Annotated in this window: 11 protein-coding genes; 3 read left to right on the top strand and 8 right to left on the bottom strand. The window is 75.1% G+C overall.

The genetic code is table 11. The annotated features are described in order from the left end of the window. Window positions 1-76: 76 nt before the first annotated feature. Together AC07D6_RS13110 and ggt are read right to left on the bottom strand one after the other, a co-directional pair. Entirely contained in the window at window positions 77-1714 is a 1638-nt protein-coding gene (locus tag AC07D6_RS13110) for a hypothetical protein (RefSeq protein WP_479043914.1), read from the bottom strand. A gap of 115 nt (window positions 1715-1829) precedes the next feature. Then, window positions 1830-3653: a gamma-glutamyltransferase gene (ggt, locus tag AC07D6_RS13115; protein ID WP_479043916.1), complete on the bottom strand. Its 1824-nt coding sequence runs from the start codon at window positions 3651-3653 to the stop codon at window positions 1830-1832. An 81-nt stretch (window positions 3654-3734) separates the two neighbouring features. Between ggt and AC07D6_RS13120 the strand changes: the two genes are divergently transcribed. Then, window positions 3735-4514 (top strand): hypothetical protein, encoded by a 780-nt coding sequence (locus AC07D6_RS13120; RefSeq protein ID WP_479043918.1) that lies wholly within the window; start codon window positions 3735-3737, stop codon window positions 4512-4514. A gap of 20 nt (window positions 4515-4534) precedes the next feature. Here AC07D6_RS13120 and AC07D6_RS13125 read toward each other — a convergent pair whose 3' ends face one another. After that, complete coding sequence (locus AC07D6_RS13125; protein WP_479043921.1) at window positions 4535-4834, bottom strand: hypothetical protein; 300 nt, start codon at window positions 4832-4834, stop codon at window positions 4535-4537. Between the two features lie 23 nt (window positions 4835-4857). On the opposite strand from AC07D6_RS13125, the gene AC07D6_RS13130 reads away from it, so the two are divergent. Together AC07D6_RS13130 and AC07D6_RS13135 are read left to right on the top strand one after the other, a co-directional pair. Further along, the gene (locus tag AC07D6_RS13130; RefSeq protein ID WP_315877822.1) at window positions 4858-6051 is read left to right on the top strand and encodes a L,D-transpeptidase family protein; all 1194 of its coding nucleotides are present in this window, start codon (window positions 4858-4860) and stop codon (window positions 6049-6051) included. A gap of 187 nt (window positions 6052-6238) precedes the next feature. After that, the gene (locus tag AC07D6_RS13135) at window positions 6239-7837 is read left to right on the top strand and encodes an alpha/beta fold hydrolase (protein ID WP_479044036.1); all 1599 of its coding nucleotides are present in this window, start codon (window positions 6239-6241) and stop codon (window positions 7835-7837) included. 162 nt (window positions 7838-7999) lie between these two features. On the opposite strand, the gene AC07D6_RS13140 is transcribed toward AC07D6_RS13135, so the two are convergent. The 5 genes from AC07D6_RS13140 to AC07D6_RS13160 form a co-directional block, all read right to left on the bottom strand. Then, on the bottom strand, window positions 8000-8443 hold the full coding sequence (locus AC07D6_RS13140; RefSeq protein ID WP_315877824.1) for a DUF6278 family protein: 444 nt from the start codon (window positions 8441-8443) through the stop codon (window positions 8000-8002). Between the two features lie 89 nt (window positions 8444-8532). Then, window positions 8533-9312 carry an exodeoxyribonuclease III gene (locus tag AC07D6_RS13145; RefSeq protein WP_315877825.1) on the bottom strand — a complete coding sequence of 260 codons (780 nt, stop codon included), beginning with the start codon at window positions 9310-9312 and terminating at the stop codon, window positions 8533-8535. 37 nt (window positions 9313-9349) lie between these two features. Beyond that, window positions 9350-9982, bottom strand: a complete 633-nt coding sequence (locus AC07D6_RS13150) for an MBL fold metallo-hydrolase (protein ID WP_315877826.1) — start codon at window positions 9980-9982, stop codon at window positions 9350-9352. A gap of 43 nt (window positions 9983-10025) precedes the next feature. Next, a complete protein-coding gene (pcaDC, locus tag AC07D6_RS13155) occupies window positions 10026-11321 on the bottom strand; it encodes a bifunctional 3-oxoadipate enol-lactonase/4-carboxymuconolactone decarboxylase PcaDC (RefSeq protein ID WP_479043925.1) in 1296 nt (431 codons plus the stop codon). A gap of 120 nt (window positions 11322-11441) precedes the next feature. Next, window positions 11442-11855, bottom strand: coding sequence for a hypothetical protein (locus tag AC07D6_RS13160; RefSeq protein WP_479044054.1), 414 nt, complete (start codon window positions 11853-11855; stop codon window positions 11442-11444). Between the last annotated feature and the right edge of the window lie 59 nt (window positions 11856-11914).

An 11914-nucleotide genomic window follows, 5' to 3' on the forward strand; every position in this document is an offset into this window, starting at 1 on the left:
ATCGAATCGATCCATAGCAATCACTTTTCGTTCTGACGTAGGACAGCTCCGGTACGGGTTCCGGGCCGTTCGCTGGTCAGCGGGTGACGAGGCCGGCGACGCGCAGGGCGTGGACGAACGCCGGCTCGCGCGCCGGGGCGGCGGCGCGGACGGCGGCCAGCACCTCGGGCACGAGGCGGTGCGGGTCCTCGGCGGCGAACCGGGCCGCCTCCTCGGGCGGGCGGGCGCCCACGAACGCCTCGACCAGGACCCGCGCGTCCGCGGCGCGCCCCTCGCCGTACAGGGCCAGGACGGCGCCCGCGGTCTCGGCGGGCGGGCGCGCCACGCCCTGGCGCAGCAACTGCCGGGCGTCCCGGTCCCGGCCGGCCGCGGTGAGCGCCCCGGCCAGCGCGGCGAGCCGGCCGGACGGCAGGGAGGCGGCCTCCCACAGGAGGGTCGCCCAGTCGGCGGCGAGACCGGCGCGGTCCAGTTCGGCGGCGAGCGGCGGCAGGCGGGACGCGGGCCACAGCGCGGCCTCGCAGAGCAGGGCGTGCGCCTCCCCGCTCCGCCCCCGGGCCCGCAGCCCGACCAGCCCGGCGACGGCGTCCCGTACGAGGGCGCGTTCCGCCTCGTCCCCGTCCGGGGCGGCGGCCCCGGGGGCGGGCGCTCCCTCCCGGCCCCCTCCCCCGCCCCCGAACCGCGCGCCGCGCGGCGAGGCGACGGGGACGGGGACCGCCAGGCCGGGCGGTCCGGCCTGCGCGTCGGGCCGGGCGGCATCGCCGTCGCCGTCGGGGGCGTCCGGCCACGCGTACCGGGCTCCCCGCGCCCGCCCCCGCGCCCCTTTGCCGGCGGGAGCCGCGCGCCCCGGCGCGGCGGCGGGCGCCGGGCCCGTCACGGGGCCGGCCGCGGCCCCGGGGGCGTCCTCGGGCACTCGTCCTGCCCCTGGCACCGGACCGGAGCCGGGCCCAGGGCCGGGTCCTGGACCCGGGTCGAGCCCAGGTCCCGGACCGGCGCCGACTCCCGGGCCGAGGCCGAGCCCAGGCCCCGGACCGGCGCCGGGTTCCGGGCCGGAACCGAGGCCACCTCCCGGGCCCGGGCCGGAACCGAGGCCGTCCCCTGGTCCCGGGCCGAGGCCGACCCCTGGTCCCGGGCCGGGCCCGAAGCCGCCTCCCGGGTCGGAACCGGATCCGGGTTCCGGTCCCGGAAGGGTGCCGGGGTGCTCCGGCGGCCGGGGCAGGGAGGCGAGGCGGGCGCGGAGCTCCGCGACGCGGGACGCCGCGCGGGCGTGGTCGTCGCGCAGCCAGGCCAGTTCGTTCGCCAGGCGCCCCGCCTCCGGTGTGCCCCCGGGCACGGCCGCCAGGAGGTCCGTCACCTCGCGGCCGCGCCGCGCCGCGTACGCCCGCTCCCGTACGGCCAGGCGCAACCCGGCCTCCAGCGCGGCGCCGCCGCCGGGGCGGCGGTCGTGGGCGGCGGCGGCCTCGGCGTGCAGGTGCCGCGCCCGCCCCGCCCGCTCGCGTGCCGCCGCGACGCCGTGCAGGGCGGCGACGTCGTGCAGCAGCGACTCGACGACGTCCCACGGCGGCACGTCCGTGCCGTCCAGGCAGGCGCGCGTCCCGTGGGGGTCGCGCCGCCGGAAGGTCCCGTACCAACCGCCGTCCGGGTCGAGCAGCGCCGTCAGCCCCCGCAGCCACCGCGCGAAGGCGCCGATCGCGCCGGTGGGGTGATGCTCCGTCACGTACGCCCCTGTCCCCGTCGACTGGAACCCGGTGGGAACCCGGTCCGGAGCATTCGAACCCAACCGTGTTACGGCACGGCTACAGCCGGTTTTCCACCCGGAACCGGCTCGCCCGTCAGCCCGCCCGGCGGACGACCATCGCGGACCCGCCACCCCGGCGAACCGTTTCGGCGGCGGCCACCCAACGTCCGTCCGGGAGCCGCTGGACCCCGGTGGCGGCGCCGATCTCCGGGTTCACGCGGAAGGCGTGGCCCAACGCGGCGAGGCGGGCGCGCAGCGGGCTGCCGTACAGGCCGGGTTCGAGTTCGGTGGTGGGCTGGTTGCGCTGGCTGGCGCGCGGCGCGGCGATCGCGTCCACCAGCGGCAGGCCCCGGTCGACGACGCCGGTGAGGGTCTGCAGGACGGTGGTGATGATGGTGGCGCCGCCGGGCGAGCCGAGCGCGAGGACGGGCCGGGCGTGCCGGTCCAGGACGATCGTCGGGGACATGGAGGAGCGCGGGCGCTTGCCGGGGCCGGGCAGGTTCGGGTCGTGGACCGCCGGGTCGGCCGGGGCGAAGGAGAAGTCGGTCAGCTCGTTGTTGAGGAGGAAGCCGCGACCCGGCACGGTGATGCCGCTGCCGCCGGTGGACTCGATGGTGAGGGTGTACGCGACGACGTTCCCCCAGCGGTCGGCTGCCGTCAGGTGCGTCGTGTTCTCCCCCTCGTACGTCGTCGGCGCCGCCTTCCCGCCCGTGGCGCACGGCTCGGGGTCACGCGGGTCGCCGGGGGCGAGCGGGCTGGTCAGCGCCTTGTCGTCACGGATGAGGCAGGCCCGCGCGTCCGCGAACCGCTGCGACAGCAGCCCCCGCGTCGGCACGTCCTCGAACGCCGGGTCGCCGACCCACCTCCCGCGGTCCGCGAAGGCGACGCGGCTCGCCTCGATGAGCCGGTGCAGGTACTTCTCCTGGGAGGCGCGCGACAGGTCCGTGCCCTCCAGGATGTTGAGCGCCTCGCCGACGGTGGTGCCGCCCGAGGAGGACGGCGCCATGCCGTACACGTCGAGGCCCCGGTAGGAGACCTTCGTGGGGCGCCGGGACACCGTCTCGTACTCCGCGAGGTCCCGCGTCGTCAGGTCGCCGGGCCGCACGGTCCGGGTGGCGCCGGGCCGCACGGGCGGGGTGCGGACGGTGCGGACGATGTCGCGGGCCAGGTCGCCCCGGTAGAGCGCTCCGGTGCCCTGGCGGGCGAGCTTCTCGTACGTCCGGGCGAGGTCGGGGTTCTTCAGGACCGAGCCGACGGCGGGCAGTTCGCCGCCGGGCAGGAACAGTTCGGCGCTGGCCGGGAAGTCCCGGAAGCGGTCCTCGTTGTCGCGGGTCTGGGCGCGGAACGTCTCGTCGACGACGAAGCCGTTCCTGGCCAGCCGTACGGCCGGGTCCAGCAGTTCCTTCAGCGGCTTGGTGCCCCAGGCGTCGAGCGCGGAGTCCCAGGTGGCGGGGGTGCCCGGGGTGCCGACGCCGAGGCCGCTGGTCATGCCCTCCTCGAAGGGGATGGGCTCGCCGTCCTCCAGGAAGAGGGAGGCGTCCGCCGAACGGGGCGCGGTCTCGCGGCCGTCGACGGTGTGGACGGTGCGGGTGCGGGCGTCGTAGTAGACGAAGTAGCCGCCCCCGCCGATGCCCGCCGAGTACGGCTCCGTGACGCCGAGGGCGGCGGCGGTGGCGACGGCGGCGTCCACGGCGTTGCCGCCCGCGCGCAGCACCTCGATCCCGGCCGCCGACGCGTCGGCGTCGACGCTCGCGACGGCCCCGCCGTACCCGACGGCGACCGGCTCCTTGACGGGCGCCGGGGCGGCGGGCGGCGGGGCGGCCGGCGCGGAGCCGGGTGGCGGTGCCGCCGCGCCGACCCCGAGGACCGTCGCGGCGACGGCGGCGAGGGAGACGTTCCGTACGGTGGAGCGACGCATTCGGGTTCCTCCAGTCAACGGCCGTCCGCGCAGCCTAACTTCACATCGCGCGGCACGTCAGGACCGCTAGCATGCGCGCCCATGGACCAGGACCTGTGGAACATCGTGCTCGGCGTGGCCGCCAGTGGGCTCAGCGCGTCACTCGGATGGCTGGCACGCGCGGCGCTGTCCCGCCGCCGGCTCCACCGCAGGCAGGGGTTCTTCGGGCTCCCGCACGACTCCGACTGCCTGCTGGTCGTCAACCGCGAGGCGGGGGGCGAGGGCGTGCACCGCAACGACGTCTTCGCGCTGCTGGAGCTGTCCGCGCTGATCCGCGACTGCGGCGCGCACGCCCGGATCGTCCGGCACGACCAGGCCGTCCAGGGCTTCGGGGAGCGCACGGAGTTCTGCCTCGGCGGGCCCGTGTCCAACCAGCGGATGGGGGCGCACCTGCGCACCCTCCTGCCGGGGCTGGTGGTGGAGCAGGGTCCCGGCAGGAGTCCCGACGTGTACCGGATCGGCGGGGAGGCGTACCGGGCGGAGCACGGCGTGAGCGAGTACGTCGTCCTGGCGCGGCTCACCGCCGGCGAGGGGCGGCGGCCGGTGTTCCTGTTCTGCGGGCAGAAGGCGATAACGAACCGGGCGGCGACCCGCTACCTGGTCCGCCACCACGAGGAGCTGGCCCGGCGGTACGGCCGCGGGCCGTTCGTCCTGCTGCTGAGGGTGGTGAACTCGGAGGCGTACGGCCCCGACGTGGTGGAGCCGGTGGCCGACATCACGGACGCCGCCACCCGGCCGGCCCCCGCCCCGACGGAGGCGGAGGGCGCTCCGGACGCGGGGGACGCGGCCGACCCGGCGGACGCGGGGGCCGGCGTCCCGTGAGGGGCGGCCGGGGCCGCCCGTCAGGCGTCCGGGTTCTGCCCGTTCGCGGTCTTGCGGACGCGTTCGACCCGGAGCCGCGCGAACTTCCCGGGGGTCTCCTCGTCGGTCACTCCGACGCCCTGCATGCGGATGAGCACCGCGCCGGCACGCATGACGACCTCGCAGTCGCCGTCGCCGTCGGTGAACGCCTCCGCCGCCTCCGCGCCCGTGTCGACCTTCAGGTCCCGGGCGCCGCTCCCGGCGTCCCGCGCCCGGTCTCCGTGAAATCTCCGGTTCCCCGGCAACCCGGCGCCCCCGTTCGCCCTCTCCCCTTGCGACACAGAACGCATCGGAGGTCGTCCCGTTGAGCCGCACACACGCCCGCACCCCGCTCCGCACCGCCGCCCTCGCCGGTACCGCGGTTCTGACCGCGGCCCTGACCGCGTGCTCGGGCGGTGGCGGCGGGCCCTCGGCCGGCGGTGCCGGCGGGAACGGCAAGGCCGAGCCCGAGACCCGCATCACGGTGAACCTGACGGGCGAGCGGGCCAGGCCCGGCAGCCCGATCGAGGTCACCCTCGCGGAGGGCGAGCTGACCCGGGTCACCGTCACCGACTCCAAGGGCACGACCCTCGACGGCAAGGTGTCCGCCGACGGCCGGACCTGGACGTCCGTCCGCAACGCCGCCCCCGGCACCGGCTACACCGTCGAGGCGCGCGACGCGAACGGCGGCACCGCGAAGGCGGACTTCGCGACCGCCGCGCCCCAGAAGGTCAACAAGCTGAGTCTCGCCCCCGGCAAGAACAGCACGGTCGGCACGGCGCAGCCGCTGTCGATCGTCTTCGACCACCCGGTCAAGGACAAGGCGGCCGTCGAGAGGGCACTGAAGGTCACCACCTCGAACGGCACCGAGGGCTCCTGGGGCTGGATGCAGGACTGGTCCGGCAAGGACCGCGTCGACTGGCGTCCCCGGGAGTACTGGAAGCCGGGGACGAAGGTGACGCTCGACGCCCGGCTGAACGGCGTCGACTCCGGTCCGGACGGCGGCTGGTTCGTCCGCGACTACACGACCGGCTTCACCGTCGGCAGGAACCAGGTCGTCAAGGTCGACCTGGACGGCCACCGGCTGAAGCTCCTGCGGGACGGGCGGCTCGTCAGGGAGGTCCCCGTGTCGGCGGGCACGCCCGGCGGCGAGAAGGCGTCCTGGCGCGGCCGGACCGTGCTGATGTCGAAGGAGGGGACCATCAACATGCGCTCCGAGACGGTCGGCCTCGGCGACGCGTACGACAAGATGGTCGACTACTCGATGCGGCTCACCTGGTCCGGGATGTACGCGCACGCCGCGCCGTGGAACGCCCGGTACATGGGCAACGCCAACCGCAGCTCGGGGTGCATCGGCATGACCGACGACGACGCCCGGTGGGTGTACGGCCAGGTGCAGGTCGGCGACCCGTTCGAGATCGAGGGCGCCGACGCCAAGGGCACCCAGGCGCTGAACAACGGCTACGGCGAGTGGAACCTCTCCTGGAGCGAGTGGCAGGCCAAGAGCGCCCTGCGCTGAGCCGGAGCCGGCCGGGCCGGACCTCGCGGGGGTTCGGGGAGCCCGGGCGGGCCGGGAGCCAATTGTTACCGTCGCGTAACCAGCAGGGGTGTTACCACCGGTAAAGCCATGAGGTTACCTTCGGGTCACTTTCCACCGTCGTAGACACGCGAGTGAGGAGTGACCCGTGGGACACGCGCGCACGGCCATGCGGACGGCGGCCGTCGGCACCGCCGCGGCGGTCCTGGCGACGGGAGCGGCCTTCGGGGCCGCCCCCGCCACCGCGGCCCCGAGCACCACCGCGGCCCCGGCGACCGCACCGGCCGGGACCGCACCGGCCGGGACCGCCGGCATACGGTTCGTCGACATCGCCGGAGACGGCGGCACCGTCCTCAAGGCCAACGTCGTCACCCCCGCCGGCGCCAACGGCACCCGCCGCTACCCGATCATCGTGCTCCCCACCAGTTGGGCCATGCCGCAGATCGAGTACCTGGCCCAGGCCCGCGAGCTCGCGGACGCCGGGTACGTCGTCGTCAGCTACAACTCGCGCGGCTTCTGGCAGTCCGGCGGCCACATCGAGGTCGCCGGCCCGCCCGACATCGCCGACGCCTCCAAGGTCGTCGACTGGGCCCTCGCCCACACCCCCGCCGACCCCGACCGCGTCGGCATGGCCGGCGTCTCGTACGGCGCCGGGATCAGCCTCCTCGCCGCCGCGCACGACAAGCGGATCAAGGCCGTCGTCGCGCTCAGCGGCTGGGCCGACCTCATCGACTCCATCTACAGCGGGCGCACGCAGCACCTCCAGGCCGCCGCCCTGCTCGGCGGCGCCGGCCACCTCACCGGCCGCCCCGGCCCCGAACTCCAGAGCATCCTCACCGGTTTCCTCTCCTCGGACCTGGACCGCGAGCAGGAGATGATCGACTGGGGCCGCAAGCGCTCCCCCGCCGCCCACCTCGACCGCATCAACGCCAACGGCGCCGCCATCATGCTCGGCAACGCCTGGGGGGACACGATCTTCCCGCCCAACCAGTACGCCTCCTTCTACGAGCGGCTCACCGGCCCCAAGCGCCTGGAGCTCCGCCCCGGCGACCACGCCACCGCCGAGGCCACCGGCCTGTTCGGACTGCCCAACGACACCTGGACCAGCGCCCGCCGCTGGTTCGACCACCACCTCAAGGGCGCCGACAACGGCGTCGACCGCGAACCGCCCGTCCGGCTCAAGTCCCGCACCTCCGGCGGCTACGAGGGCTACCCCGACTGGAAGTCGGTCGGCGCCCGCGAGGAGCGCCTCGCCCTCGGCGGCGACCAGCACGTCCGCACCGGTACGGACTCGGGCGCCAACGGCGGCGTCGTCCTGCTGTCCAACGCCCTCGACCAGTTCCTCCGGCTCCCGCCGACCGTGTCGGTGCCGCTCCTCCCCCGCGCACACGCCGCCGTCTGGCAGTCGGAGCGGTACGCGGCGGCGCAGCGCGTGCGCGGCACGGCGAAGCTGCACACCACCGTCACCAGCACGGCGAGCAGCGGCACCCTGGTGGCGTACCTGTACGACGTGGGCCCCCTCGGCGTCGGCAGGCTGGTGAGCAACGCGCCCCACACCTTCCACGGGAAGACGCCGGGCGAGCCGTTCACGGTGGACCTGGAGCTGTTCTCGACGGCGTACGACGTACCGGCCGGGCACCGGCTCGCTCTCGTCGTCGACACCGCCGACCCGCTGTACATCGAACACAACCCGGCCGGCGCGCGGCTGACCTTCTCCTCGCCGCCGTCCGACCCCTCGTACCTGTCGGTGCCGCTGCGCGCGGAGTGATCTCCGGCCGCTGCCGGACGTACTGGAGACCTTCCTCTCCCTTCGCGGGCTCCGGGGGGCCAGCGCAAACTATCCAGCGGGCCAAGGCACTTCACGCCCCGACACGTAAATCACGCATTAGCGGTATTTCATGAAGAAATCGGGCATACGCGACAGAAGGTGCTAACGACCCTCGGCCGCCTCGCCGTACATCTGGGAGAGCTGCGGCGAGCCGGTGATCGCCCAGTCCAGCCCCGCGCCGACGACGTCGATCTCCCGCCCGGAGGCCAGCCGGACCACGACGCGGCCGCCGGGCAGCACGTCCCACACGGCGCCCGGCACGGTGCGCACGACCACCGTGCCGAGGTACAGGCCCGCGTCGTTGCCCAGCCACGGCAGTTCCTCGGGGTCCTCGCGCCAGCGCGGCGGCAGTTGGTCGAGGGCCTCCAGGGAGCGCGGTGTGTCGTCGAGCGGCACCCCCGCCTCCTGGGCCCGGGAGCGCAGCAGGGCGCACTCGGAGAGCAGGCCGGCGGCGCCCTCCGGGTCCCGTTCGAAGACGGAGACGAGTGCCGTGCTCCGTCCGCCGCCGCGCCGCTTGCGCCAGGAGTCCAGGAAAGGGATGTTCATGCGGCCCAGCGTGACACCCCGGGGGCGCTCGCACTACGGGGCGCGCGCGGGGCGCCGCGACGTCGTGGGGCGCCGCGGGAAGTACCGGGCTACAGGTCGAGGTCGACGACGACGGGGGCGTGGTCGGAGGCGCCCTTGCCCTTGCGCTCCTCGCGGTCGACGTAGCCGTCCTTGACGGCGTCGGCGAACGGCTCGTTGCCGTACACCAGGTCGATGCGCATGCCGCGGTTCTTCGGGAAGCCGAGCTGGCGGTAGTCCCAGTACGTGAACGGGTGGTCGTACTTGAGGGGGCGCGGCACGATGTCGCGCAGGCCCGTTCCGCGCAGGCCCTCCAGCGCGGCCCGCTCGGGCGCCGTGACGTGGGTGGAGCCCTCGAAGAGGGAGCGGTCCCACACGTCGTCGTCGGTGGGCGCGATGTTGAAGTCGCCGAGCACCGCGAAGGGGCGCGAGCCCGCCGCGTCCCCGGCGACGGCGGCCCGGAGGGCCTCCAGCCAGCGCAGCTTGTACGCGTAGTGGTCGTGGGCCACCTCACGGCCGTTGGGCACGTACACCGACCAGAGGCGCACGGGGCCGCAGGTCGCGGAGACCGCCCGCGGCTCCTGCACGCCCTCGTAGTCGGGTCCCCCGGGCAGGCCCCGCACGACGTCGTCGAGGCCGACCCGGGAGACCAGGGCCACGCCGTTCCACCGGCCCGTGGCGTTCACCGCCGACTCGTAGCCGAGCTCGCGCAGCTCGGCCTCGGGGAACTGCTCGGCGCCGCACTTGGTCTCCTGGACGCACAGCACGTCCGTGCCGCTGCTCTCCAGCCAGGCCAGCAGGCGGGGCAGCCGAGCGGTGATCGAGTTGACGTTCCAGGTGGCGATACGCATGTCGGACAGCCTAGCCGCGGGGTCCGACAACGGCCGCTCACAGCTCCGTGTACGCCCCCGGGGCCAGCCGGCGGTGGTCGGTGCCGCCGAGCGCGCCGATCTGCCGGTCGTAGATGGGCCGGGCGAGCGGGGTGAGCAGCGCGTCGTGGACGTCGATGGCCCGCCGCGGCTTCACCTCGCGGACGTAGTCGATCACCTCGGAGATCTTGTTCCAGGGGGCCATGACGGGGAGGAACAGGGTGTCGACGGGCCTGCCGGGGACGGTGAGGGCGTCCCCGGGGTGGAAGACGGCGCCGTCGACGAGGTAGCCGACGTTGGTGATCCGGGGGATGTCCGGGTGGATCACGGCGTGCAGCTCGCCGTGGACCTCCACGTCGAAGCCGGCGGCGGTGAAGGTGTCGCCGTTCCCGACGGTGTGGACGCGGCCGGGGAAGGCGGCGGAGAGCTGGTCGGCGACGCTGCGGAGGGTCCAGACCTCCGCGGCCGGGTTGGCCTCCAGCCCCGCGCGCAGGCGGCCCTCGTCGAAGTGGTCCGGGTGTTCGTGGGTGACGAGGATCGCGTCGGCGCCGAGGGCCGCGTCCTGCTCGCTGAACCCGCCCGGGTCGATGACGAGGGTGCGTCCGTCCTTCTCCAGCCGCACGCAGGCGTGCGCGTTCTTGGTCAGCTTCATGTCCCCATCCTGCCCCGCGCGGCCCGTCCGGTCAGCGCCGGGATCAGTGCTCCAGGGTGGTTTCCTCGCGGATGACACGGGCGGCTACGCGGAAGGCGGCGTTCGCGGCGGGGACGCCGCAGTACACGGCGGTCTGGAGGAGGACCTCGCGGATCTCCGTGGGGGTCAGGCCGTTGCGGAGGGCGGCGCGGGTGTGGACGGCCAGCTCGTCGAGGTGGCCGCGGGCGGCGAGCGCGGTGAGGGCGACGCTGCTGCGGGTGCGGCGGTCGAGGCCGTCGCGGGTCCACACCTCGCCCCACGCGTACCGGGTGACCAGCTCCTGGAAGTCGCGGGTGAAGTCGTCGGCGGCGTCCAGGGCGGCGTCCACGTGGGCGTCGCCGAGGACCTCCCGGCGCAGTTCCAGGCCCACGCCGTACGGGTCGGGCCGGTGCGGCGCGGGCTTCTCCGGGGCGGCGGGCGCCGGGACCCGGGCGGGCTGCGCGGCCGCGGGGGCGGGGGACGCGGCCGGGGCGGGGGCGGCGGGCGCCCGGGGCGGTACGGGGACCCCGGCGAGGGTGTCCTGCCAGGACCCGGCGAAGTGCCGTACGAGCAGGTCGGTGACGGCCGCCGGCTGCTCGACGGGCGCGAGGTGCGCGGCGCCGGGGACGACGGCGAGCCGGGCGTCGGGGATGCCGGCGACGAGGGTGCGGGCCTCGGCGGGCCCGGCGACGCGGTCGTCGGAGCCGGCGAGGACGAGGGTGGGGACGCCGACGCGACCGAGGTCGGCGCGGACGTCGAAGGCGGCGAGGGCCTCGCAGGCGGCGATGTAGCAGCCGGGGTCGGTGGTGCGGACCATCTGGACGGCCCAGTCGACGATCGCGGGCTGGGCGGCGGCGAAGGCCGGGGTGAACCACTGTTCGGGGGCGAGGCGGGCCATCGGTTCGAGGCCGTGGGCGCGGACGACGACGCCGCGCTGCCGGTACTCGTCGGCGGTGCCGAAGCGGGGTGACGCGGCGACCAGGGCGAGGGAGGCGAGCCGGTGCGGGGCGCGCAGGGCGAGGTCGACGCCGACCGCCGCGCCGAGCGCGGCACCGGCGTACCCGAAGCGCTGGACGCCGAGGGCGTCGAGGGTGGCGAGGAGCCGGCCGGTGAGCCCGGAGACGGACGAGACGGGTGCGGCGGGGGCACCGCCGTGGCCGGGCAGGTCGAAGCGGATCACACGGTGGCGCGTGGACAGCTCCGCCATCTGGCGGTCCCACATGTGGCGTGTGGTACCGAGGGACGGCCCCAGGACCAGGACCGGGGCCTGTTCCGGCCCGTCGGAGCCGTGTTGCAGGGTTCTGATCTCGGTCTCGCTCACGGGTTCACACCTTCGTCTGTCACGATCTGTCACGCGCCCCCTCCGCGCGACCTCCCCGTGCCTCCGCTGCGGGAAGCAAGTCCGCCACGTCCGGCTCCACGTACCACTTCTCGGTCGTCCTCACGTTCGTGTGCCCGGCCCGCACGGCAAGCAGGTGATCCGGCACCCGTTGTTCGCCAGGAAGGTCGAACACGACGCCCGAGCATCGTACAGACGGACCTTGCGAAGTCCGTTTTCGCCCATGATCTTGTAGGTCCGGACCCGGAGCCGTCGACCGTTCGGCGCGGCACCGAATTCGTCCACGAGCAGGTACCCGCCGCTCTCGTCCCCTCCGCCCGTTGCCGGGCGCTCCTTCGCCCGCGTGGCCCGCAACGCCTGCGCGGGTCTTTCCGGGGCCGGGGCAGGTCGAGGGCCCGGTTGTCGCGTCGGGTGGGCGCCGGGTTCCACTTCGCCGGTGTGGTCATGGTCGACGAACGCGACGAACGGATGACGGCCGAAGGTCTTCTTCCAGGTCGCGGCGGCGTCCTGCTTCACAGCACCGCCCCGGCCTGCGAGACCACCCCACCGCCACCGCCCTCGACGCGAACACGCGG

Source organism: Streptomyces sp. NPDC045287, assembly GCF_056432325.1.